This is a genomic window from Allobosea sp. BH3, from assembly GCF_025499465.1.
Classification (GTDB): Bacteria; Pseudomonadota; Alphaproteobacteria; order Rhizobiales; family Beijerinckiaceae; genus Allobosea.
Genome location: NZ_JAIMCA010000009.1, coordinates 18,386 through 39,498 on the forward strand (window position 1 = coordinate 18,386; position 21,113 = coordinate 39,498).

24 protein-coding genes are annotated in these 21,113 nt (G+C 67.2%); 15 read left to right on the plus strand and 9 right to left on the minus strand.

The window, feature by feature from the left end:
* The first annotated feature begins 51 nt into the window (after nucleotides 1-51).
* The 3 genes from BoBH3_RS23905 to BoBH3_RS23915 all read left to right on the plus strand — a co-directional run bounded on the left by BoBH3_RS23905 (nucleotide 52) and on the right by BoBH3_RS23915 (nucleotide 2,153).
* Nucleotides 52-1,107 carry an aldo/keto reductase gene (locus BoBH3_RS23905; protein ID WP_262333370.1) on the plus strand — a complete coding sequence of 352 codons (1,056 nt, stop codon included), beginning with the start codon at nucleotides 52-54 and terminating at the stop codon, nucleotides 1,105-1,107.
* 180 nt (nucleotides 1,108-1,287) lie between these two features.
* Nucleotides 1,288-1,860, plus strand: coding sequence for an RNA 2',3'-cyclic phosphodiesterase (gene thpR, locus BoBH3_RS23910; protein WP_262333371.1), 573 nt, complete (start codon nucleotides 1,288-1,290; stop codon nucleotides 1,858-1,860).
* Nucleotides 1,857-2,153: a 4a-hydroxytetrahydrobiopterin dehydratase gene (locus BoBH3_RS23915; protein ID WP_262333372.1), complete on the plus strand. Its 297-nt coding sequence runs from the start codon at nucleotides 1,857-1,859 to the stop codon at nucleotides 2,151-2,153. Before thpR ends, BoBH3_RS23915 begins: the two co-directional genes overlap by 4 nt.
* 98 nt (nucleotides 2,154-2,251) lie before the next feature.
* Here the strand turns inward: BoBH3_RS23915 and BoBH3_RS23920 are convergent, their stop codons facing one another.
* Complete coding sequence (locus tag BoBH3_RS23920) at nucleotides 2,252-3,004, minus strand: RluA family pseudouridine synthase (RefSeq protein WP_262333373.1); 753 nt, start codon at nucleotides 3,002-3,004, stop codon at nucleotides 2,252-2,254.
* 69 nt (nucleotides 3,005-3,073) lie between these two features.
* Here BoBH3_RS23920 and ftsY point away from each other — a divergent pair, with 69 nt between their 5' ends.
* The 4 genes from ftsY (at nucleotide 3,074) to BoBH3_RS23940 (ending at nucleotide 6,304) form a co-directional block, all read left to right on the plus strand.
* Nucleotides 3,074-4,345 carry a signal recognition particle-docking protein FtsY gene (gene ftsY, locus BoBH3_RS23925; protein ID WP_262333374.1) on the plus strand — a complete coding sequence of 424 codons (1,272 nt, stop codon included), beginning with the start codon at nucleotides 3,074-3,076 and terminating at the stop codon, nucleotides 4,343-4,345.
* Nucleotides 4,342-4,977, plus strand: coding sequence for a septation protein A (locus BoBH3_RS23930; RefSeq protein WP_262333375.1), 636 nt, complete (start codon nucleotides 4,342-4,344; stop codon nucleotides 4,975-4,977). Before ftsY ends, BoBH3_RS23930 begins: the two co-directional genes overlap by 4 nt.
* Nucleotides 4,978-5,180: 203 nt before the next feature.
* On the plus strand, nucleotides 5,181-5,594 hold the full coding sequence (locus BoBH3_RS23935; protein WP_262333376.1) for an MbcA/ParS/Xre antitoxin family protein: 414 nt from the start codon (nucleotides 5,181-5,183) through the stop codon (nucleotides 5,592-5,594).
* Nucleotides 5,591-6,304: an RES family NAD+ phosphorylase gene (locus BoBH3_RS23940; protein ID WP_262333377.1), complete on the plus strand. Its 714-nt coding sequence runs from the start codon at nucleotides 5,591-5,593 to the stop codon at nucleotides 6,302-6,304. The genes BoBH3_RS23935 and BoBH3_RS23940 overlap by 4 nt, the downstream gene beginning before the upstream one ends.
* 9 nt (nucleotides 6,305-6,313) lie before the next feature.
* On the opposite strand, the gene BoBH3_RS23945 is transcribed toward BoBH3_RS23940, so the two are convergent.
* Entirely contained in the window at nucleotides 6,314-7,099 is a 786-nt protein-coding gene (locus tag BoBH3_RS23945) for an SDR family NAD(P)-dependent oxidoreductase (protein ID WP_262333378.1), read from the minus strand.
* 182 nt (nucleotides 7,100-7,281) lie between these two features.
* Here BoBH3_RS23945 and BoBH3_RS23950 point away from each other — a divergent pair, with 182 nt between their 5' ends.
* Nucleotides 7,282-7,656, plus strand: coding sequence for a YkvA family protein (locus tag BoBH3_RS23950; protein ID WP_410050650.1), 375 nt, complete (start codon nucleotides 7,282-7,284; stop codon nucleotides 7,654-7,656).
* Nucleotides 7,657-7,772: 116 nt separating this feature from the next.
* Here the strand turns inward: BoBH3_RS23950 and BoBH3_RS23955 are convergent, their stop codons facing one another.
* Complete coding sequence (locus BoBH3_RS23955; protein ID WP_262333379.1) at nucleotides 7,773-8,747, minus strand: NADPH:quinone oxidoreductase family protein; 975 nt, start codon at nucleotides 8,745-8,747, stop codon at nucleotides 7,773-7,775.
* Nucleotides 8,748-8,908: 161 nt separating this feature from the next.
* Between BoBH3_RS23955 and BoBH3_RS23960 the strand changes: the two genes are divergently transcribed.
* The 4 genes from BoBH3_RS23960 (at nucleotide 8,909) to BoBH3_RS23975 (ending at nucleotide 12,350) form a co-directional block, all read left to right on the plus strand.
* Complete coding sequence (locus tag BoBH3_RS23960; protein WP_262333380.1) at nucleotides 8,909-9,649, plus strand: hypothetical protein; 741 nt, start codon at nucleotides 8,909-8,911, stop codon at nucleotides 9,647-9,649.
* A gap of 146 nt (nucleotides 9,650-9,795) precedes the next feature.
* Nucleotides 9,796-10,422 carry a hypothetical protein gene (locus tag BoBH3_RS23965; RefSeq protein WP_262333381.1) on the plus strand — a complete coding sequence of 209 codons (627 nt, stop codon included), beginning with the start codon at nucleotides 9,796-9,798 and terminating at the stop codon, nucleotides 10,420-10,422.
* 213 nt (nucleotides 10,423-10,635) lie between these two features.
* Nucleotides 10,636-11,865, plus strand: a complete 1,230-nt coding sequence (rlmN, locus tag BoBH3_RS23970; RefSeq protein ID WP_262333382.1) for a dual-specificity RNA methyltransferase RlmN — start codon at nucleotides 10,636-10,638, stop codon at nucleotides 11,863-11,865.
* Nucleotides 11,866-11,870: 5 nt separating this feature from the next.
* A complete protein-coding gene (locus BoBH3_RS23975) occupies nucleotides 11,871-12,350 on the plus strand; it encodes a hypothetical protein (protein ID WP_262333383.1) in 480 nt (159 codons plus the stop codon).
* Between the two features lie 74 nt (nucleotides 12,351-12,424).
* Here the strand turns inward: BoBH3_RS23975 and ggt are convergent, their stop codons facing one another.
* On the minus strand, nucleotides 12,425-14,170 hold the full coding sequence (gene ggt, locus BoBH3_RS23980) for a gamma-glutamyltransferase (RefSeq protein ID WP_262333384.1): 1,746 nt from the start codon (nucleotides 14,168-14,170) through the stop codon (nucleotides 12,425-12,427).
* Nucleotides 14,171-14,361: 191 nt separating this feature from the next.
* Between ggt and BoBH3_RS23985 the strand changes: the two genes are divergently transcribed.
* From BoBH3_RS23985 to BoBH3_RS23995, 3 genes are all read left to right on the plus strand, one after another.
* Nucleotides 14,362-14,964 (plus strand): LemA family protein, encoded by a 603-nt coding sequence (locus BoBH3_RS23985; RefSeq protein ID WP_262333385.1) that lies wholly within the window; start codon nucleotides 14,362-14,364, stop codon nucleotides 14,962-14,964.
* 102 nt (nucleotides 14,965-15,066) lie between these two features.
* Nucleotides 15,067-15,864, plus strand: a complete 798-nt coding sequence (locus BoBH3_RS23990; protein WP_262333386.1) for a TPM domain-containing protein — start codon at nucleotides 15,067-15,069, stop codon at nucleotides 15,862-15,864.
* Entirely contained in the window at nucleotides 15,864-16,469 is a 606-nt protein-coding gene (locus BoBH3_RS23995) for a TPM domain-containing protein (RefSeq protein WP_262333387.1), read from the plus strand. Before BoBH3_RS23990 ends, BoBH3_RS23995 begins: the two co-directional genes overlap by 1 nt.
* A 106-nt stretch (nucleotides 16,470-16,575) precedes the next feature.
* On the opposite strand, the gene BoBH3_RS24000 is transcribed toward BoBH3_RS23995, so the two are convergent.
* The 5 genes from BoBH3_RS24000 to BoBH3_RS24020 form a co-directional block, all read right to left on the minus strand.
* Entirely contained in the window at nucleotides 16,576-17,154 is a 579-nt protein-coding gene (locus BoBH3_RS24000) for a LysE family translocator (RefSeq protein ID WP_262333388.1), read from the minus strand.
* Nucleotides 17,155-17,372: 218 nt separating this feature from the next.
* Nucleotides 17,373-18,140 carry a DUF1223 domain-containing protein gene (locus tag BoBH3_RS24005; protein ID WP_262333389.1) on the minus strand — a complete coding sequence of 256 codons (768 nt, stop codon included), beginning with the start codon at nucleotides 18,138-18,140 and terminating at the stop codon, nucleotides 17,373-17,375.
* Between the two features lie 68 nt (nucleotides 18,141-18,208).
* On the minus strand, nucleotides 18,209-19,144 hold the full coding sequence (locus BoBH3_RS24010; protein WP_410050651.1) for a lipid A biosynthesis lauroyl acyltransferase: 936 nt from the start codon (nucleotides 19,142-19,144) through the stop codon (nucleotides 18,209-18,211).
* Between the two features lie 158 nt (nucleotides 19,145-19,302).
* Nucleotides 19,303-20,325, minus strand: a complete 1,023-nt coding sequence (locus BoBH3_RS24015; RefSeq protein WP_262333391.1) for a zinc-binding dehydrogenase — start codon at nucleotides 20,323-20,325, stop codon at nucleotides 19,303-19,305.
* Between the two features lie 28 nt (nucleotides 20,326-20,353).
* On the minus strand, nucleotides 20,354-21,100 hold the full coding sequence (locus BoBH3_RS24020; protein WP_262333392.1) for an SDR family NAD(P)-dependent oxidoreductase: 747 nt from the start codon (nucleotides 21,098-21,100) through the stop codon (nucleotides 20,354-20,356).
* Nucleotides 21,101-21,113: the final 13 nt, after the last annotated feature.

Genomic DNA, 21,113 nt, shown 5'->3' on the forward strand with positions numbered 1-21,113 from the left:
GCCTGATTCTTGCCTGCCGCCTGCCGGCATCGCTTCCGGAGTTGCTTTTCCATGGAATACCGCCGTCTCGGGCGCACCGATCTCAAGGTCTCGGTGATCTGCCTCGGAACCATGACCTGGGGCGAGCAGAACACGGAGGCCGAAGGCCATGCCCAGATGGACTATGCCGTCGAGCAGGGCGTGAACTTCTTCGACACGGCCGAGCTGTACTCGATCCCGCCCCGGCCCGAGACGCAGGGCTCGACCGAGCGGATCATCGGCAGCTGGTTCAAGGCGCGGAAGAACCGCGACAAGGTCATCCTCGCTTCGAAGGTCTGTGGCCGTGGCGGCAACACCTGGTTCCGGGACGATGGCGGCCCGACGCGGGTGACGCGTGCCCAGGTCTTCGAGGCGGTCGACAAGAGCCTGCAGCGGTTGCAGACCGACTATATCGACCTCTACCAGCTTCATTTCCCCGAGCGGACGGTGCCCTGGGGTTCGAACCCGACGCGCTTCTCGGCCGCATCCTATGAGAAGGCCGCCGACGAGGCCTCGATCCCCGAGCAGCTCGACGCCTTCGGCGAACTGGTCAAGGCCGGCAAGATCCGCCAGCTCGGCCTCTCCAATGAGAGCGCCTGGGGCACGATGCGCTTCATCGCCGATTCGGAAGCGCGCGGAACGCCGCGCGTCCAGTCGATCCAGAACGCCTACAACCTGCTGAACCGCACCTTCGAGACGGGGCTGGCCGAGGTGGCGCTGCGCGAGGATGTCGGGCTGCTGGCCTATTCGCCGCTGGCGCAGGGCTATCTCACCGGCAAGTATCTCGACGGCGCCCGACCCGCCGGAACCCGCACGACGCTCTTCAACCGCGGCCAGCGCTATGAGGGCGCGGGCGCGGAGGATGCGATCCGGCTGTATATCCAGGTCGCTCGCGAGGCGGGGCTCGACCCGGCGCAGCTGGCGCTTGCCTTCGTCAATAGCCGGCCCTTCGTGACGTCGAGCATCATCGGGGCGACTTCGATGGAGCAGCTGAAGACCGACATCGCCTCGATCGACGTCAAGCTCCCGCCGGAGATCGAGGCGAAGATCGACACGATTCACCAGCTCGTCGGAAACCCCTGCCCCTGATTCGGGTTTTCGGGTTGAATACGGTCATCCCGGATAGGCGCGCCTTGCGGCCGCCTGTCCGGTATGACGAGGCGGTAGGGCCGGGTATGGCCGGTGGAATACGCGCAATAGCGATTCCGTGAGACGGCTTCCTGTTCTACCGTCTCGCCAGAGTCACAATCGCTTGGCAGGGATTCGCTCATGCCGAGGCTGTTCATCGCTCTGGAAATCCCCGCCGAGGTCGCCAGCGAGCTGACCCTGCACCGCGGCGGCCTGTCGGGCGGACGCTGGATCGAGCCGCCCGATTACCACATCACCCTGCGCTTCCTCGGCGATGTCGACCGGCGCATGGCGAACGATGCCGACCACATGCTCTCCGATCTGCAGGCCTATCCCTTCGAGGTGACGCTCGATGCGCTAGGCTCCTTCGGCGGCGACAAGCCGCGCGCCGTCTTTGCGCGCGTCCAGCCCTCGAAAGCGCTGACCGAGCTGCAGGCCGATGTCGAGCGGCAGATGCGCCGCCTCGGCCTTCCGGTCGAGGGGCGCAAATTCGTGCCGCATGTCACGTTAGCGCGGCTGCGCGACACCTCCCCGGTCGAGGTCGCGCATTATCTCAGCCTGCACCCGATCGTGCGGCCGATCACCTTCACGGCGCGGCGCGTGGCGCTGATGTCTTCGCGCGAATCGACCGGAGGCGGGCCTTATGTGCTCGAGGCCGCCTATCCGCTGGGGCCGTCCTATCCGAACCGGCTGCCGCGGGAGATCCGGAGATGACGCGGCCGAAGCGGCTCAGCCCCGAGGCCCAGGCCGAGGCGCTGGCGACGTTGACGGGCTGGAAGCTCGCGCAGGGCCGCGAGGCGATCACGAAACGCTTCGTCTTCCGCGATTTCAACGAGGCCTTCGGCTGGATGACGCGGGTCGCGCTGCTGGCGGAGGCGATGAACCACCACCCGGAATGGTCGAATGTCTATCGGACGGTCGAGGTGACGCTCGCCACCCATGATGCCGGCGGGTTGACCGAGCTCGACGTCAAGCTGGCGCGGGCCATCGACGGGCTGGGGAACTAGGATTTTCCTAGCGTCATGGTCGGGCTTGACCCGACCATCTCGGAACCAGAGGCCGCCGGTGATGAGATTCTCGGGTCAAGCCCGAGAATGACGCCTGATCAGGCCGACTCGCTCCAGCCGCAGGCCTCGAGCGCGGCCAGCATATGCTCCGGCGGCGGGGCCTCGACACGGATCGGCTCGCGCTTGCGATAGAGCGGCACGGTGATGGAGCGGGCGTGGAGTTGCAGGCCCGGGCCGCCCTCGCGCGGCGCGGAGCCATAGATTTCGTCGCCGAGCATCGGCCAGCCCGAGGCCTGGCAATGGACGCGCAGCTGGTGGGTGCGGCCCGTCAGCGGTTCCATGGCCAGCCAGGCGAGCGGGCCGGTCTCGTCCTGCCCGCGGCCGAGCACGCGGTAGCGGGTCTGCGAGGGCAGGCCGGCGGGATCGACCTTCATCCACCAGCCCCTCTCGGGCGAGCGGCGCTCCAGCGGCAGGTCGATCAGCCCCTCATCCTGCTCGGGGCTGCCCTGCACGATCGCCCAATAGGTCTTGCCGATGCGCCCATCGCGAAACATCTGGTTGAGCTCGGCCATGGCGCGCGGGTGGCGGCCGAGGACGAGGCAGCCGGAGGTGTCCTTGTCGAGCCGGTGCGCCGCTTCCGGTTTGCGGGGCAGACCGAAGCGCAAGGCATCGAGATAGTCCGTGAGGACCGGGATCACGCGCTGCTTCGCCTGGGGGCCGCGATGGACGGGCAGGCCGGCCGGCTTGTCGATGACGAGCATCATGGCGTCGCGATAGAGCAGCGGCACCGGCAGCTCCGCATCGATCGGCGGCTGCGACTGCGAATTTTCTGGTTGATCCGGCGCGGTCATGGCATTGCGCTAGCGAAACCGGCACGGCGGCGCAACCAAATGGGCCGTCGAACCGACGACAGGATGACGATGAGCGAGACCGAACCGAAGAAACGCGGCTTCTTGTCGAGGCTGTTCGGACGCGACGAGGAGCCGGCGAAGCCGGCGCAGGCCCCGGAAACGGTTGCGGAGCCCGCTCTGGAGCCCGTCGAGGAGCCGAAGCCGGAGACCGAAGCGGTCGTCGCTCTGCCGGGCGCCGAGGCGGAAGCGCCTGTGGTGGACGTTCCGGTTGCCGAGCCGATCGTTACAGCGCCGCCGGTCGACATCCCCGAGCTGCCGGCTGAGCTGGAACCGGAACCTGAGCTTGTTGTCGTCGCTCCGCAGCCTGAGCCTTTCGCGGCACCGGAATCCGAGCCGGCGCCTGCGGCCCAGCCGAAGCGGAGCTGGTGGCGGCGCCTGACGGAGGGGCTGTCGCGCACCTCCTCGGCGCTGACGACCGGCATCACCGACCTCTTCACCAAGCGCAAGCTCGATGCCGGCACGCTCGAGGATCTGGAGGACATCCTGATCCAGGCCGATCTGGGTCTCGCAACCTCCGCGCGCATCGCGAAGGCGGTGGGCGAGGGGCGCTACGACAAGCAGATCGAGCCGTCCGAGGTGAAGGCGATCCTGGCGCGGGAGGTCGAGACGATCCTCGGCCCCGTCGCGCTGCCGCTTGCCATCGACGCCACGAAAAAGCCCTTCGTGATCCTGATGGTCGGGGTCAATGGCTCCGGCAAGACCACGACCATCGGCAAGCTTGCGGCGAAGCTGCGGGCTGAGGGCAAGTCGGTGATGCTCGCGGCCGGCGACACCTTCCGCGCTGCTGCGATCGAGCAGCTGCGGGTCTGGGGCGAGCGCACCGGGGCTGAAGTGGTCCATGGCCAGCAGGGTGCCGATGCGGCCGGCCTCGCCTTCGAGGCGCTGCAGAAGGCCAAGACGAACAATACCGACGTGCTGCTCGTTGATACGGCCGGGCGGCTGCAGAACAAGCAGGGATTGATGGACGAGCTCGCCAAGGTGGTGCGCGTCATCCGCAAGCAGGATGCGAGTGCGCCTCATGCGGCACTTCTGGTGCTCGATGCGACGGTCGGCCAGAACGCGATTTCGCAGGTCGAGGCGTTCCGCGAGACGGCGGGCGTCACCGGGCTCGTGATGACGAAGCTCGACGGCACGGCGCGCGGTGGCATCCTGGTGGCGCTGGCGGCGCAGTTCGGGCTGCCCGTGCATTTCATCGGTGTCGGCGAGAGCGTCGACGATCTGGAGCCGTTCTCGGCGCGCGATTTTGCCCGCGCCGTGGCGGGATTGGGAGAAGCGGCGTGAGCGAGACGATACGGCAGGTTCCGGCCGAGGCGACCAAACGCAAGACGGTCAGCCCCTTGCTCAAGCTCGCGCTGGAATTCGGGCCGCTGGCGATCTTCTTCTTCGCCAATTCCTATGGCGACCGCCTGCTCGGCGTGGCCGAGGACCGGCGCATCTTCGTCGCGACCGGCATCTTCATCGTCGCCTCGCTGGTGGCGCTGGCGCTGTCGCGGGCGCTGCTTGGCTATCTGCCGCGCATGGCGATCGTGAACGCCGTCGTCGTCACCGTCTTCGGCGGGCTGACGCTGGCGCTGGACGATGCCTTCTTCATCAAGGTGAAGCCGACCATCGTCAACACGCTGTTCGGCTGCGTGCTGCTCGGCGGCCTGTTCTTCGGCCGCTCGCTGCTGGCGCTCGTGCTGGAGACGGTGCTGCAGCTCGACGAGGAGGGCTGGCGCAAGCTGACCTTCCGCTGGGGGCTGTTCTTCTTCGTGCTGGCGGCGCTGAACGAGGCGGTCTGGCGCACGCAGACCCAGGATTTCTGGGTCGCCTTCAAGGTCTGGGGCGTGATGCCGCTGACGATGGCGTTCGCGCTGGCGCAGACGCCGCTGATCCTGAAGCATGAGATCAAGCCGGCGAAGGTAGGGGAATAGGGCGGGCCGACCTCCGCACGTCACTGCGAGCCCCCGGGTCTTGCCTTCGGCAAGCCCGAGGACAGGCTTCGCGAAGCAATCCAGGGGCGGCAGAGCTCGACGTCCCTCTGGATTGCTTCGTCGCTGTCGCTCCTTGCAGTGACGGTCTTCTCTTGCCATTTGGCGAAATTATCTCCATCTTATGCCAAATGGAGAGCCGCAGCATGAGCGCCCTTCTGCGCATCGAGACCGCCCAGCGCGATTTCGTTCCCGACCCGATCAGCGATGACGAGGCGGCGGCGATGTTTCGCGCTGCGGTCAACCTGTTCCGGCTGTGGCGGATCACCGACGAGGAAGCCGCGGTGCTGATCGACCTGCCGGCGCGGAGCTATGCACGCTGGAAAGCCGGCGGGGTCGGGCGCATCTCGCGGGACGGCAAGGCGCGGCTCTCCAACCTGATGGGCATCCACAAGGCGCTGAGGCTGATCTTCACCGAGCCGCAGCGCGGCTATGACTGGATCAAGCGGCCGAATGCCGCCTTCGGCGGCAAATCGGCGCTCGACATCATGCTGGGCGGCGAGCTCACCGATCTGATGCGGGTGCGTCGGCTGCTCGATGCCGAGCGGGGCGCCTGGTGATCGATCCGGCGAGCCTGCCGGTCTCGCCGATCCAGTGGCGCGGGGTGGTCCGGATCATCCGCAGCATCTTTCCGCCGGTCGACCTGTTCGAGGACATCGCCGACCCGGCCGACTGGCCGCTCCTGATCGCGGCCGAGCAGAAGACCAATCCGCGGCTGATGGAGACGATCGGCAATCTCGATCTCGTCCCGCCCGACAGGCGCGTGGCGGGCGCCGGCGCGAGCTGGCTGATGGCGCCGTTCACGCATGTCAGCCGGGACAGGCCAAGCCGCTTCAGCGACGGCAGCTTCGGCGTGCTCCATGTGGGGAATCGCTTCGAGGTGGCGCTGCTGGAGACGGTGCACCACCATGCCCGTTTCATGCTGGCGACCGCGCAGCCGCCGGGCTGGACCTCGCAGTTCCGCGAGATCGTGCTCGATGTCGACGCGGAGCTGCACGATCTGCGTGCGGGCGGTGATGAAATGACTGCCGTGCTCGACCCGGTCGATTACTCGCAAAGCCAGCAGCTCGGTGCACGCTTGCGGGATGCCGCCTCGGAAGGCGTGGTCTATCCGAGCGTGCGCTGCCCCGGTGGCGAATGCGCCGGGCTGTTCTATCCCGACGGGGCGAGCCAGCCCATGCAGGGCCGGCATCTCGACTATCACTGGAACGGCGAGCGGGTGGACCTCTACCGGGATCGCAGCGCCGGCGAGGTTTACCGCATCGTCTGAGGCTTGCTGCTACTTCGGCGCCAGCCGGATCGCGCCGTCGAGACGGATCGCGGTGCCGTTCAGCATGTCGTTCTCGATGATGCTGCGGGCAAGCGCGGCGTATTCCTCCGGCTTGCCCAGCCGGGAGGGATGCGGCACCGAAACGGCGAGCGAGGCTTTTGCGTCGTCCGGCAGGCCGGCGAACATCGGCGTCTCGAACAGGCCCGGCATGATAGTGACGATGCGGATGCCGACGCCTGCGAGATCGCGCGCGACCGGCAGCGTCATGCCGACGACGCCCGCTTTCGAGGCCGCGTAGGCAGCCTGGCCGATCTGGCCGTCCTCGGCGGCGACAGAAGCCGTGCAGACGATGACGCCGCGGCCGCCATCGGCGGTAACGGGCTCAAGGCCGGCGAGCGCCACGGCCGATTTCGCGATGACGCGGAAGGTGCCGGTCAGGTTGATCGCCACGGCCTTCTCGAAGGTGGCGAGGTCGTGTGCAACCAGCTCGCCGGTATCGCGCTTTTTCGAGACGACGCGGCGGCCGGGCGCGATGCCAGCACAATTCACGATGATACGGGCGACGCCATGGGCGGCGCGTGCCTTGGCGAGCGCTTCGTCGACCGAGGCGTCGCTGGTGACGTCGCAGACGCAGAAGACGCCGCCGATCTCCTTCGCGACCGCCTCGCCACGCTCGGCGTTGAGGTCGAGCAGCGCGACCTTCACGCCCTGGCCGGCAAGCATGCGCGCCGTCGCCTCGCCGAGGCCAGAGGCGCCGCCGGTGACGATGGCGGCAAGGGAGGAATCGAGCTTCATGGCGGTTCCTTTGGCATTTCCCTGAATTTGTCCGAATGCCGGTTTAGAGGGGGGTGGACGGCTCTCCAAGCCGGTTTTCCGAGAAGCCTCTTGTGCAGGATTGCGACGGGGCCATCTTTCCTCACGCGCGCCATCGGGGTGTGCGATCAGCGCGCCGGAAGGCGCAAAGGAGCAAGACAGGAATGAGCGAAGGGTTCAGCGCCCGCTTCAGCCATGAGGAGATGGAGGCGATCCGCAAGAGCCTGCGCGACGAGGCGAAGTTCGGGACCGAGTTCATGGCCCGGCTGAAGCGTGTCGCGAAGCGTATTCCCTTTGCCGAGGACCTGCTGGCGGCGTGGTTCTGCGCGCGCGATCCGGCAACGCCACGGCGCGTCAGGCTGACGCTGCTGGCCGCGCTCGGCTATTTCGTGCTGCCTATCGATGCGCTGCCGGACATCATGCCACTGCTCGGCTTCACCGACGACGCGGCGGTGATTGCTGCGGCGCTCGCAGCCGTGGCCGGCTCGATCCGCCCGGAGCATCGCGAGCGGGCTAAACAGGCGCTGGCCGAGCTTTGATCCTGCGTCATGCTCGGGCTCGATCCGAGCATCTCTTGCGGGAGAAGGCGCCTCTTTCGGCCTGAGCTTCTCGGGTCGCTGCTTGCAGCGCCCGAGAATGACGCTCCGGCGTCGCTCTACAGCGTCAGCACGATCTTGCCCTTGGCCTTGCGGTCGCCGATCAGCGCATAGGCTTCCGTCCAGCGTTCGAGCGGGAAGGTCGCGTGGACATGGGCGCGGATATGCCCGCCCGCCGCCCAGTCCAGCAGGCGCTCCATATTGCGCCGGTGGGCAGCCGGCTCGCGCCTGACGAACTCGCCCCAGAAGACGCCGCGCAGGTCGCAGCCCTTCAGCAGGAGCAGGTTGAGCGGGATCCTGGGGATCTCGCCGCCGGCGAAGCCGACGACCAGATAGCGCCCCTCCCAGGCCATGGAGCGCAGCGCCGGCTCGGCGAGATCGCCGCCGACCGTGTCGTAGAGCACGTCGACGCCGCGCCCTTCGGTCAGTTTCCTCAGCGCGGCGCGCAGGTCGCCCTCGACATAGTCGATTTCCTCCTGCGCGCCATGCTCGCGGGCGAGCGCCAGCTTGTCGGGCGAGGAGGCGCAGGCGATGACATGGGCGCCGAGCAGCGCACCGATCTCCACCGCCGCGAGCCCTGCCCCGCCGGCGGCACCGAGGATGGCGAGATGCTCTCCGGCCTTGAGATGGGCGCGCTGGATCAGCCCGTGCATCGCCGTGCCATAGGTGACGAAGAGGCCGGCGGCCTGCGCGTCGTCGAGCCGATCCGGCACGCGGACCAGCGCTTCGGCCGGCACGACGACCTTCTCGCGTGCCGCGCCGTGGCCGAGCCAGGCCGCGACACGCTCGCCCAGCTCCCAGCCGGTGACGCCTTCGCCGATGGCGGCGATCGTGCCGGCGCATTCGGCGGATGGAGAGAAGGGGAAGGCGGGCTTCGTCTGGTAGCGGCCGCGGATGATCAGGGTGTCGAAGAAGTTGAGGGCGGCCGTCCGGACCGCAACGACGACCTCGCCCGGCCCCGGACTTGGCTCGGGGATGTCGCGGATGACGAGCTCCTCGGCCGGGCCGAGACGTTCACAGAGCAGGGCCTTCATCGTGGCATCCCGACAGCGGCCGGCGCGGCCCCTGCTGCGAATCTCCCGCAAGCAGGTGCCTTGTGCAAGTTTCCATCGGCCCTAGGATCGGCTTGCAAGAGGCTGCGACCGACCGGGCTGTCGCGAGATCGGAGCGGGCCACGCCGGAATGAGGTTCTTCCATGCTGAACCGCGTGCTGCAGTCGATCGCCGTCGTTCTCTCCGTCCTCATCGTCCTGTATTTCGATCTCGTCACGGTCATTCGCGCGCAGGTTCCCACGGCTTATCAGGGCTATTTCGAGCCCAAGACCGTCTTTCCGTTGGCGAGCGGCCTGGCCTATCTCGCGCTGATCGTCATTTTCTTCGCGATATCGGCCATTCCGCCGATCCGGCGCCTGTTCGATCCGCACTATGCCTATGTCGGGCACTATATCGGCCGGCCGCGGGGCGATGACGACCAGGTGAACGTCTTCTCGATCACGGTCAGCCGAATCAGCTTCCGCTATCTGCTGAGCGGCGACAGCTTCAGGCTGTCGACCGGCGAGTGCATCGGCGGCTGGCATTCAGAGTTCATCCATTTCGGCGACGAGGGCGTGATCAAATACGCCTATACCGGCCGGCTTCGCAGCTCGACGACACAGGCTGCCGGAGACACGTTTGCCGGCGAAGGCTATGCCCGCCTCACCTTCTACAACGAGGACAGGGACCAGGGTTTCGGCTACTGGGTCGACGACCGGGCGGGCGGTCTCGATCAGCGCGTATCCGACTATTACCGGGTCAGCGGGACGTTGCGTGCCGCTCTGCTGAGCAAGATGCCGTTCTGGCAACGGCAGATGGCGTGGCTGAAATGGCCGCGCCGGGCCATCCTCACCGCGTATGACACGTATCTGCGATCGGGCGGACGGATCGGCCGGCGCGGCTGACACGCGGTCTATGGAGCCGGAGGCGGCGCCTGCATTCGTATTTTCGCCAGGATCGTAACACTCTATCCTTGCGTGTCGCGGTGGATCGCCCGTCGTCAACAGGTGGTAAACGCGGTGTTAAGATTTTTAGTGACTGATGGCGTTCCATGATCAGCTCGTCCCCCTTTTCCCGCGCTAACGCTTCGTTCCGGAGAGTTCTCGTCGCCGCCGCCATGGCGGGCGGCGGGACCGTGCTGCTGATGCCGGGCGAAGCCGCGGCGCAGCCGGCGCAGAGGGCAAAGCCTGCCGCCGCCGCTTCTGCTGCTGCCACTCCGGCGGCCAGTGGCGGCCAGGGCCAGGCGATGCTGCTGGAGACGTCAGGCAAATGGCAGGCCTTCTCGTCCCAGCAGGGCCGCGCCAAAGTCTGCTATGCACTCTCCAAGGCCGAGGTTCGCCTGCCGGCAAATCTCAAGGACATCGAGGGCATGTTCTTCGTCTCCAGCCGTCCGGGCGAGGGCGTGCGCAACGAGATCAGTTTCGTGATGAACTTCGACCTTAAGGAAGGCGTCGAACATCAAGCAATCATTGGGAATGAGCGCTTCGCACTCGTCGCCAAGGGCCAGAATATGTGGCTGAAGAATCCGGCCGAGGAACCGCGCATGCTCGATGCGATGCGCAAGGGCTCCGGGCTCGAGGTCAAGGGCACCTCGAAGCGCGGCAACCCGACCAGCGACAAGTACTCGCTCGCCGGCATCAGCCAGGTCGTGAAGCGGGCCGAGGACGCCTGCAAGTAAGGGCCTGCATCGCACCCTTCGCCCTCCACGTCATGGTCGGGCTTGTCCCGACCATCCACGTCCTTGCCGGCCGGGCGTGGTGATCGAGACGTGGATGCTCGCCACGAGGGCTAGCATGACGGCGATGTCGTGCGCCCCGATTTCATAAGCGGGCTTTTCGTGCTATGAGGCGCGGAAATCCGGGCCGATAGCGGCCCGCCAAGCAGAGCTCCGATGACCGTGTCCGTTCCCGCTACCGCCGCTCCGGCGGCCGAACCTGTTTTGCGGCGCCCCTCGCTCGTCGGGCGCACGCGCGCCGGCATGGCCGAGGCGCTGGCCGAGATCGGCGTTCCCGAGAAGGAGCGGCGCATGCGCGTCGGCCAGCTCTGGAACTGGGTCTACCATTACGGCGTGCGCGATTTCGACGCGATGACGACAATCGGCAAGGGTCTGCGCGCCCAGCTCGCCGAACGCTTCTCGCTCGATCTGCCAGAGGTCACTGCCGAGCAGGTTTCGAGCGACGGCACGCGCAAGTGGCTGCTGCGGATGCCTTCGGCCGGCCCGCATGATCGCGGCGCCGAGATCGAATGCGTCTATATCCCCGAGGTCGACCGCGGCACGCTCTGCGTTTCCAGCCAGGTCGGCTGCACGCTGACCTGCACGTTCTGCCACACCGGCACGCAGCGCCTGGTGCGCAACCTGAAGACCGAGGAGATCGTCGCGCAGCTGATGGTGGCGCGCGAGCGCCTCGGCGATTTCCCCAACCGCAAGCCGCCGGAAGGCGCGTTCGTGCCCAATGATGGCGGGCGCTTCGTCACGAACATCGTCTTCATGGGCATGGGCGAGCCGCTCTACAATTTCGACGGCGTGCGCGATGCCATCGATGTGATCTCGGACGATCAGGGGCTGTCGCTCGGGCGTCGGCGCATCACGGTCTCGACCTCCGGCGTCGTGCCGCAGATCAGCCCGCTCGGCGACGAGATGGGCACGATGCTGGCGATCTCGCTGCATGCGGTGCGCGACGAGCTGCGCAACGAGCTGGTGCCGCTCAACAAGAAGTATCCGATCAAGGACCTGCTCGAGGCCTGCCGGAATTATCCGGGCCTGTCGAACGCCAAACGCATTACGTTTGAATATGTCATGCTGAAGGGCGTCAACGATTCCGACGCCGAGGCGCGCGAGCTGGTTCGGCTGCTCAAGGGCATTCCGGCCAAGATCAACCTGATCCCGTTCAACCCCTGGCCCGGCACCCGCTACGAGTGCTCGGACTGGGATCGGATCGAGCGCTTCTCCGATATCGTCTTCCGCGCCGGCTATGCCTCGCCGGTGCGCACGCCGCGCGGGCGCGACATCCTCGCCGCCTGCGGCCAGCTCAAGAGCGAGACGGAAAAGCTCTCCGCCCGCGCCCGGCTGATGCTGGACGAGCAGGAAGCGCAGAGCGTGCCGGCCGTCGCTGCGGAGTGAGCCGCTTGCTGCGCTGGGTTCTGCTGATTCCGTTTGCCTGCCTCGTCGCCATGGGGGCGGCGCTGCTCTTCCTGGGTATGGCGAGCGTCGCCTCGCCGGCCGTCGCGCTGCTGATCGGCGGCGGCATCGAGCGGCTCGTCGACCTGCTGTTCGGGCTGGCCGAGAGCGGCATCGATCCGGCGCCGGCCGCGCAGGCCGCCTTCACGGTGATCGGCCAGCTGGGCTTGGCCATCGTCGTGGTGCCGGTGGTGCTGGTCGCGATCGGCTCGGAGCTTTTCCGCCTGCGCAGCGGCCTTCTCCAGAGCGGTTTCACCGGGTTGCTGGCGGCGCTGCTGCCGCTCGCGATGCTGCGGTTGTCGCGCGCACCGAGCCACGCCGAGATCCAGATCATCTCCGGGCTGTTCCTGGTCGGCACAGCGACGGGCTTCGTCTACTGGCTGATCGCCGGGCGTGGTGCTGGCGGGGAGCGTCCGGCGCAGCCGTAATGGGCTGGCACTACCGGGAGCAGGACCCCGGCACTACCGGCGTCAAGCCCGAGAATGACGCTCTACGACCGCCCTCAATCCCCGATCGCGACGCCCTCGCGCCTGCCGTCGGCGCCGCCCAGAAAACCCTCCGGCGTCTTGACGATGGCCTGGGTGCCGGAGGTCATCTCCAGCAGGCGCACCTCATGGCCCTTGGCTTCAAGCGCGGCCTTCCAGGCTTCCGCCTCGCTGCCTTTCTCCAACTCCGTCGGGCCGTTGCGGCTGCCGAAATTGCCGAAGTCCACGGCCTGCTGCGGATCCATCTTCCAGTCGAGCAGGGCGACGAGCGTCTTGGCGACATAGCCGATGATCTGGCTGCCGCCGGGCGAGCCGACGACCGCATAAAGCCGCCCGAAGGCGTCGAAGACCAGCGTCGGGGCCATGGAGGAGCGGGGTCGCTTGCCGGGCTCGACGCGGTTGGCGACGGGCTTGCCGTCCTCTTCCGGTGCGAAGTTGAAGTCGGTCAGCTCGTTGTTGAGCAGGAAGCCGCCCTTCGTCATCAGCCGCGCGCCGAAGCCGTCCTCGATCGTCGTGGTCATGGCGACGGCGTTGCCCTGCGCGTCGACGATGGAGATGTGGCTGGTGCCGTTCTCGATGCCGTCCGAGGGCGCGAGCAGTTGCGCGCGCCTATGCGGCGGATCGCCAGGCTTGGCGCGGCCCATGGAACGATCCGGGCTCACAAGCATGGCGCGGGAGCGAATGTAGTCGCGGTCGATCAGGCCGCGGAGCGGCACCACGATGAAGGCCGGGTCGGCGAGATAGAGCGCGCGATCGGCGAAGGCGAGGCGGCCGGCCTCGCTGAACCAGTGGGCGGCCTCAGTGCCCGGTCCCATCCGCCGCAGATCCTGCGTCTCCAGGGTGCCGAGCATCTGCTGGATGGCAACGGCACCGGAGCTCGGCGGACCCATGCCGCAGAGGCGCCAGACCCGATAGGCGCCACAGACCGGCTCGCGTTCCTCGATCTTGTAGGCGGCGAGGTCGGCCATGGTGATGTCGCCGGGATTGGTCGGGTGGCCAGTGACGGTCGCGACGATGTCCTGTGCAATCTCGCCTTCGTAGAAAGCCTTTGAGCCCTCCGCTGCGATAGCGCGAAGCGTCGCGGCGAAGGCGGGGTTCTTCAGGATCGCGCCCACGGCCTTCGGCTTGCCGTCGGGCTCGTAGAAATAGGCGGCGGCGACCGCGTTCTTCGGAAGCGCCGTTTCGCCCGCGAGCAGGCCGTTGAGACGCGGGGAGACGGCGAAGCCCTCCTCCGACAGCTTCAGGGCGGGCTGGACCAGATCGGGCCATGGCAGCTTGCCCCAGCGCCTGTGCGCCTCCTCCAGCAGCTTCAGCGTACCTGGCACGCCGACCGAGCGGCCGCCAATGACGGCTTCGCGGAACGGCATCGGCTTGCCGTCCTTCATGAAGCGGTCGGGCGTGGCAGCGGCGGGGGCGGTCTCGCGCCCGTCCAGCGTCGCGACTTTGCCGCCAGCCTCGTCCCAATGGACCATAAAGGCGCCGCCGCCAATGCCGGAGCTCTGCGGCTCGACGAGGTTCAGCACGAGCTGGACGGCGATGGCGGCGTCCACCGCGCTGCCGCCAGCGCGCAGGATGTCGCGCCCCGCTGCCGCCGCGAGCGGGTTGGCGGCCGCCGCCATGAAGCGCTGGGCGGTGCCGAGGGTTTTCGTCGCCCGGCCCGTCGAGGCCTCCGGCGCCGGGGCGAGCGTCTGGGCGGCGGCCGTCCCGGCGTTCAGCAGCACAGCCGAGAGCAAGGTGAGGGTGGTCAGGCGCAAGGACGGCATGCGGGCGGTCTCCGGCTCGGAGCGGCACGATAGGCGATTTATCGCTCGGTGACAGCCTGACGACGCGGACAGCTTGGAGGGCTGCGCTGTGGCGGGTAGAGTTCCGAATCACAAGAGCACGCGCCGATCAGATTGTTCCAACCTGATCAGATCCGGCTCTAGGTCTGTGACACTGCCAAAGGGGTTTGGGCATGTCGATTTCCACCCAACTGGGCCGCCCACTGACCTGGGTCGTCCTGAGCCTTGTCGGAATCGTGCTGGCCGGATGCGGCTACAACAACGTTCCAACGCTTGAGGAAAAGGCGAAGGCGGCCTGGTCCGAGGTGCAGAACCAGTATCAGCGCCGCGCCGATCTGATCCCCAACCTGGTCGAGACGGTGAAAGGCTATGCGGCGCAGGAGCGCGAGGTGCTGCAGAGCGTGATCGAGGCCCGCGCCAAGGCGACGCAGGTGAAGGTCGACGCGTCGACCATCAACGACCCGGCGAAGTTCAAGGAATTCCAGGACGCGCAGAACCAGCTCACCGGCGCGCTGGGGCGGCTGCTCGTCACGGTCGAGCGCTACCCGGAGCTGAAGTCGAACCAGAACTTCCTCGCCCTGCAGTCGCAGCTCGAAGGCACGGAGAACCGGGTCGCCGTCGCGCGGCGCGACTACATTCAGGCGGTGCAGGCCTTCAACACCGAGATCCGCACCTTTCCGGGCGTGATTTGGGCCAAGCTGTTCTGGGGCGCCAAGCCGATGGAGACCTTCACCGCGACGACGGGCGCCGAGCGGCCGCCGGCGGTGAAGTTCTGAGGCGGATGGGTCACGGGGATGCCGGAGCGCACGTCATGCTCGGGCTCGACCCGAGCATCTCCTGCTAGAGATTCTCGGGTCTGCGCTGCGCTCCGCCCGAGAATGACGGCATGGGCCGCCGTTCTCGGACTGGTCGTTGTGCTCTGGTCCGGCCTGGCACTGGCCGCCGAACCGTCTTATCCGGCGCTGACCGGCCGCATCGTCGACGCGGCCAATCTGCTGGCGCCCGAGGCGCGGCAGCGCATCGAGGACAAGCTCAAGGCGCATGAGGACAAGACCTCGGACCAGGTCGTGGTCGCGACGCTGCCCTCGCTGCAGGACATCACGATCGAGGACTTCGCCAACGGCCTGTTCCGGCACTGGCAGCTCGGGCAAAAGGCGAAGAACAACGGCGTGCTGCTGGTCGTCGCGCCGAAGGAGCGCAAGGTCCGCATCGAGGTCGGCTATGGCGTCGAAGGCGCACTGACGGACGCGCTTTCCAAGGTCATCATCACGACCGCGATCGCGCCGAAGTTCAAGACGGGCGATTTCGCGGGCGGCATCGAGGCCGGCGTCGATGCGATCCTGACCATTCTCGCAGGCGATGCCGAGGAATGGCAGCGGCGCGCGGAGGTACGCTCGGATGAGAGCACGCTGGGCGAGGACATCGCGGTCATCATCGGGATGATCCTGATCTTCCTGTTCATCGTCGCCTTCCTGCGGGGCTTGAGCCAGCAGGGTGGCGGCCGACGCCATCGCCTGCGCAACGGGCGCTGGGTCACGCTGCCGCAGACGACGGGCTGGAGCACCGGCTCGGGCTCCGGCTGGAGCGGCGGCGGAGGTGGCTGGAGTTCGGGCGGAGGCGGTTTTTCAGGTGGCGGTGGCTCCTCCGGCGGCGGCGGAGCCTCGGGAGACTGGTGATGGACGAGGCTGACAGAGACGCGATTGCCGAAGCCGTGCGCCGTGCCGAGCTGCGGACCGCGGGCGAGATCGTCGTCGTCATCGACCGTGCCGCGTCGAGCTACCGCAACGTGGCCGTGGTGCTCGCGCTTGCGCTGGCTCTCTTCGTGCCTTGGCCGCTGCTCTCGCTGACGGCGATCAGTGCCCAGCGCATCTTCATGACCCAGCTCTTCAGCGCGGCGCTGCTGCTGGGTTCGCTGCTCTGGTATGGGCGCGGCGGGCGTTTCGTTCCGGGCTTCGTCAAGCGGCGGCGCGCTCACGAGGCGGCGTTGCGCGAATTCACCGCCCGCGGCCTGACACGGACCAAGGGGCGCACCGGCGTGCTGCTCTATGTCGCCCTTCAGGAACGCTATGCCGAAATCATCGCCGATACCGGCATCGACGGGCTCGTCGATCAGGAGACCTGGCGCGCCATCATCGAGCCGCTGATCGCCGCGGCGCGCGAGGACAGGCTGACCGAGGGGCTGATCGCAGCGGTGGATGAGGTCGGCGCCGTGCTGGCGCAGCATGTCCCGCCGGTGCCGGGCGACGTCGACGAGCTGCAGAACAAGGTGATCCTGCTTTAGGCCGGCATTCCCGGGCGGAGCGGAACGCCAATCCGAGAATCGCCGAACGAGAGCATCCTAGAGCACGCGCCGATCAGATTGCGCAGCAATCCGATCGGATCCGGCTCTAGAGCGCCACGATGCTGCGGATGGCGACCACGCCAGCGAGGCAAGCCAGCATCCCGGCACTCAAGCGGTATCCGATCTTCGCATGGCCCGCGTCGTGGAACTTCGCGTGGAACGTGCTTCCGAGACGTAGCCAGCCAAAGCCGATCGCGACGATCTCGAGCGAGAGGACCGCGAGCCCGAACAGCAGCCCGTCATCTGCCGTCGGGAGCAGAGAGAAGGCGAAGATCGCTCCCTTCGGATTGAGCAAGGTCGTCAGGAACACGCGCCGGAAGGTGATCGACCGCCCGGCGAGATCGCGAACGTTGCCGCGCTTCCAGACGGCGATGGCGAGATGAAGGACGTAGGCGACGACCGCGGCCTGAAGCGCCAACGCAAATTCCGGCTTTGCGGCGATGATCGGCCCCAGCGCCAGCCTCAAGATCGCTATGGCCAGCAGATACCCGGCGAGCTCCGCAACCAGCAGATGCCTGGCACGGCGCCATCCGACTTCCGCGCCGGCAGTCGCCAGCAAGGTGTTGGTCGGGCCGGGGGTCGCAAGCAAGGATGCGCAGGCGAAGGCGAATACGATCAGATTCATTGACGCGTGTGATGCCATGAACCGGCATCAGATGCCTTGATTTCGATCAGCCTCCGAGGCCCGAGCCCTCTCATCGCCCCTGACCGCTCATCGTGACCACGAAAGACGGTTTGGCGACGGTTACGAAACGGGCGGCCACCGGACATTCGTCGAACGATTCCGAACGCTGATTTCTGGCGCTTGTTATGCTGGGGACGAGCTCGGGCGCGCGGCGGAGCTCAACGCGCGGACGCGCTGCGGGCGGCGCCGAGGATGGCGCCGGGCATGGTCATTCCGTATTTGCTGGGCCGCTCGGCCTGTACGAGCACGACATAGCTGTCGGCCTCCGGCGCCTGTGTCGCCGTCAGCGGCGCGGTGATGGTCGCAGCCTCTCCGTTCCAGTCGCCGACGCGGACGATGCCACGCACGACATTGGCATAGGCCAGTGTCTTGCCCTGGTTCTCGCCGCGCGTGACCGGCACCGTGGCGTGGCGCGTGGTCGGCAGGACCCAGACACCGGCCGGCTCCGTGAGGGAGGCATCCCGCGGCGTGATCGCGATCCGGAGGCTGCCGTTCTCCTCCTTCAGCGCTACCGTCGCAGCAAAGCCCGTCGTCGACAGCTGGTTCACCGCCTTGGTGATCTCCGCCTTCTCCGAGCCAATGGCGTGGGAGGCGCCGTTGATCACGACCTGGGGCGTATAGACCTGCCCGTCACCGCGGGCCTTGGCATAGAATTTCTGCCGCTTGGCGAAGGAGTCCTTGCCGAGCGTATCCTTCCAGCCGAGATAGTCCCAATACGTCACCGGGAGGGTGAGAGCGATCAGCCCCGGCTCCTTGGCCAGTTCGACCACCAGCGCGTCTGCCGGCGGGCAGGAGGAGCAACCCTGGCTGGTGAAAAGCTCGATCACGGCCTTTGGCGCAGGCTCGGCCGTCTGCGCCTGCGCGATCGCCGGGACGAGGGCGAAGGCGGCGAGGATCGCGGCGAGGTGGCGCTTGCAAGCGGACATGGACGAGACTCTGCGGGCGACTTCTTTTTCTGAGGTTACCAAAGCCCGCAATCCGCCCCGGATGGAAATCACGTTGCCTTGAAAACCGGCGTGATCACGCTGCTTTGCTCGAATTCGGCGAGCGCGCTGGCGGAGATCATGTTCGGTCGCCAGCGGCGATGCATCCAGAGCCACTGCTCGGGATATTCTCGCACCCAGCCGTCGACGACCGCCGTCATCATCGCCATGGCGCCCCGCACGTCGATCTCGCCGCCGGCGTCGCGCGGCAGATCGAGCGGCGGCGTCAGCTCCAGCCGGAAACGGTGGCCCGGCAGGCGAATGACGCGCACGCCATGGACCGGGCATTCGAAGCGCCGAGCGAATTTGCCCATGATCGGGTTGGTCAGGGCCGGGCGCCCCAGAAAGGGCACGACGGTGCCGCGGGTGAAATGCTGGTCGATCAGCATGCCGAGATGGCCGCCATTCTCCAGAACAGCCTGCATCGCGAACGCCGCTCCCTGCTTCGCCGCGGCAAGTCCGTCCATGGCGCCCGAGCGAATCTCGTGCACGACGGCCGCGATCGCCGGGTCGTTGGGGGCGCGGAAGACGGCGGTCGTCTTGAGCTCATAGGTTGCGGCGCAGATCGCCGGCAGCTCCCAGTTCGCGAGATGGGCCGAGAAGATCAGGCCGGGCTTGGCATCGTCCTTGAGCGCGACGAAATGCTCAATGCCCTGGACCTCGACGCGCGAAGGCTTGTCGGGATTCTCGGCGTCATAGTCGAACAACGTGCCCAGATGGGCGTATTCCGCGGCGGTGCGGCCGAGATTCTCCCAGGCGCCGCGCGCGATGCGCCGCACCTCCGCCTCGTCCTTCTCGGGGAAGGCGGCGCGGATATTAGCGAGGGCGATGCGGTTGACCGGGAGCAGGGGGCTTGCCGTACGCAGCAGCCAGCCGCCGAGATCGCTGGAGCGCTCCGGGCCGAGCAGGCGCAGGCCGCCGAACAGCGCGCGGATCACGCCGATCATCAGCGCGGCGCCGACGCGGGCGGCGAGTGCCTTCAAACGTTTCAAGATCGCTTCAGCCTCAAATTCCACCCGTGCCGAGAGCAAAACCGGGCCTGAGGGCGCGATCTGGGGCAGGATTTTGCCGGCGTCAAGTCTTCGGCCGGAAAGGCGTGCGCCGATCAGAAGGCGATGACGACCTTGCCGAAGACCTTGCGGCCTTCGATCCGGGCGAGTCCCTTCTCGAATTCGGCGAGCGGGAAGACCGAATCGATCACCGGCTTCATGCCGCCGGCCATTTTCTCGAGCGATTGCGCGATATTCTCGATGCGGCAGCCGAAGGAGCCGGTGATGCGATATTGCTGCTGGAAAAGCTGCATCAGGTTGATCGTGGCCGAGGGGCCGGAGGTCGCGCCGCAGGTGACGAGCCTGCCGCCGCGCTTCAGGCAGAGCAGCGAGCCGTTCCAGGTGTCGGCGCCGACATGCTCGAAGACGACATCCACGCCCTTGCGGCCGGTGAGCTTGCGCACCACACCCTCGAAGCGGTCCTCGCGATAGTTGATGACGTGGTCGGCGCCGAGCGCCTTGGCCTTGGCGCCTTTCTCGTCGTCTCCGACCGTCGTGTAGACGGTGCAGCCGATGGCCTTGGCCATCAGGATCGCGGCCGTGCCGATGCCGGAGCCGCCGGCATGGACCAGAACGGATTCACCAGGCTCGAGCTTCGCATTGTCGAAGAGCATGTGCTGCACCGTGCCGAAGCCGATCGGCGCGCAGGCGGCGTCTTCGAAGGAGACGCCCTTGGGGGCCTTGATCGTCAGCCGCGCCGGGCGGTTCAGCAACTCGCGGGCGAAACCGTCGATATGGAAGCCCATGATGCCGGCGACGTTCTCGCAGAGATTGTCGCGGCCCTCGCGGCAGGCCTTGCACTCACCGCAGGTATCGGCGCCATAGGCGGTGACGACGTCGCCGGGCGCAAAGCCGGTGACGCCCTCGCCGACGCAGACGATCTCGCCAGCCGCCTCGACACCGGCCGCCTGCGGCATCTTGCGCTTGGCGAAGGCCATGCCGCGGAAACCCCAGAGGTCGAGATAGTTCAGCCCCACCGCCTTGATGCGGATCTGCACCTCGCCGGCGGCGGGCGGCGGCGGCGGCTCGATCTCTTCCAGGCGCAGGTCGCGGTCGCCGTGGAGCTGGAGGGAACGCATGAACTTTCGACCTTTCAGAACAGGCTGATCAGCGATGGATGCCGAGTTGCGCGGTCAGGCCACCATCGATCGGCAGCACCGTGCCACTGATATAGGCCGCGGGCTCGCTCATCAGGAAGGTGGCGAGGCCGGCGACCTCCTCGGGCTTGGCGAAGCGGCCGGCCGGAATCTGGCTCTGCATCTTGTCACGATAGGCGGCATAGGGCGCCATCATATCGGTGTCGACGAAGCCGGGCGCGATCACGTTGACCGTGACACCGCGCTTGCCGGTCTCGACGGCGAGCGTTTTGGCATAGGAGATCAAGGCGCCCTTGGAGGCGGCATAGGCCGCATTGCCCGGGTTGCCGCGCAAGGCTGCGACCGAGCCGATGGCGACGATGCGGCCGGCGCGCGCGCGGATCATGTTGCGCATCAGGCTCTTGGCGAGGCGGGTGAAGGCCCAGAAATTGACCTGCATCGCGGCTTCCGCCTTGTCCTGCACCATCATCGCAGCGAGCGAATCATAGGGCTGGCCGGCATTGTGGACGAGGCCGAAATAGGTTTCGTCCTCGCGGTCCTCGCAAAAGGCGTCGAGAGCGGCCTTGTCGGAGAGATCGAGCGGCAGGGCCGAGACCGCGCGGCCGGGATGGGCCTTGGCGATCTCGTCGGCGAGCGCCTTCGCCTGCTCGGCGGAAGAGCGGAAGGTGAAGTCGACATCGTGGCCGGCTGCGACGAGCGCGCGCACGATCGCCGCGCCGACGCCCTTGGCGCCGCCGGTGACGAGAATCCTGGTCATGAGAAAGCCCGGG

Bases quoted from the DNA above. Each gene is read 5' to 3' on its own strand.
- BoBH3_RS23985 (WP_262333385.1), top strand. From the start codon at position 14,362: ATGTCGATTTCCACCCAACTGGGCCGCCCACTGACCTGGGTCGTCCTG.
- BoBH3_RS23965 (WP_262333381.1), top strand. From the start codon at position 9,796: ATGATCAGCTCGTCCCCCTTTTCCCGCGCTAACGCTTCGTTCCGGAGA.
- BoBH3_RS23935 (WP_262333376.1), top strand. From the start codon at position 5,181: ATGAGCGCCCTTCTGCGCATCGAGACCGCCCAGCGCGATTTCGTTCCC.
- thpR (WP_262333371.1), top strand. From the start codon at position 1,288: ATGCCGAGGCTGTTCATCGCTCTGGAAATCCCCGCCGAGGTCGCCAGC.
- BoBH3_RS23905 (WP_262333370.1), top strand. From the start codon at position 52: ATGGAATACCGCCGTCTCGGGCGCACCGATCTCAAGGTCTCGGTGATC.
- ggt (WP_262333384.1), bottom strand. From the start codon at position 14,170: ATGCCGTCCTTGCGCCTGACCACCCTCACCTTGCTCTCGGCTGTGCTG.
- BoBH3_RS23955 (WP_262333379.1), bottom strand. From the start codon at position 8,747: ATGAAGGCCCTGCTCTGTGAACGTCTCGGCCCGGCCGAGGAGCTCGTC.
- BoBH3_RS23960 (WP_262333380.1), top strand. From the start codon at position 8,909: ATGCTGAACCGCGTGCTGCAGTCGATCGCCGTCGTTCTCTCCGTCCTC.
- BoBH3_RS23995 (WP_262333387.1), top strand. From the start codon at position 15,864: ATGGACGAGGCTGACAGAGACGCGATTGCCGAAGCCGTGCGCCGTGCC.
- BoBH3_RS23920 (WP_262333373.1), bottom strand. From the start codon at position 3,004: ATGACCGCGCCGGATCAACCAGAAAATTCGCAGTCGCAGCCGCCGATC.
- BoBH3_RS24000 (WP_262333388.1), bottom strand. From the start codon at position 17,154: ATGAATCTGATCGTATTCGCCTTCGCCTGCGCATCCTTGCTTGCGACC.
- BoBH3_RS24020 (WP_262333392.1), bottom strand. From the start codon at position 21,100: ATGACCAGGATTCTCGTCACCGGCGGCGCCAAGGGCGTCGGCGCGGCG.
- BoBH3_RS23945 (WP_262333378.1), bottom strand. From the start codon at position 7,099: ATGAAGCTCGATTCCTCCCTTGCCGCCATCGTCACCGGCGGCGCCTCT.
- ftsY (WP_262333374.1), top strand. From the start codon at position 3,074: ATGAGCGAGACCGAACCGAAGAAACGCGGCTTCTTGTCGAGGCTGTTC.
- BoBH3_RS24015 (WP_262333391.1), bottom strand. From the start codon at position 20,325: ATGCGTTCCCTCCAGCTCCACGGCGACCGCGACCTGCGCCTGGAAGAG.
- BoBH3_RS24005 (WP_262333389.1), bottom strand. From the start codon at position 18,140: ATGTCCGCTTGCAAGCGCCACCTCGCCGCGATCCTCGCCGCCTTCGCC.
- BoBH3_RS23990 (WP_262333386.1), top strand. From the start codon at position 15,067: ATGACGGCATGGGCCGCCGTTCTCGGACTGGTCGTTGTGCTCTGGTCC.
- BoBH3_RS24010 (WP_410050651.1), bottom strand. From the start codon at position 19,144: ATGATCGGCGTGATCCGCGCGCTGTTCGGCGGCCTGCGCCTGCTCGGC.
- rlmN (WP_262333382.1), top strand. From the start codon at position 10,636: ATGACCGTGTCCGTTCCCGCTACCGCCGCTCCGGCGGCCGAACCTGTT.
- BoBH3_RS23915 (WP_262333372.1), top strand. From the start codon at position 1,857: ATGACGCGGCCGAAGCGGCTCAGCCCCGAGGCCCAGGCCGAGGCGCTG.
- BoBH3_RS23950 (WP_410050650.1), top strand. From the start codon at position 7,282: ATGAGCGAAGGGTTCAGCGCCCGCTTCAGCCATGAGGAGATGGAGGCG.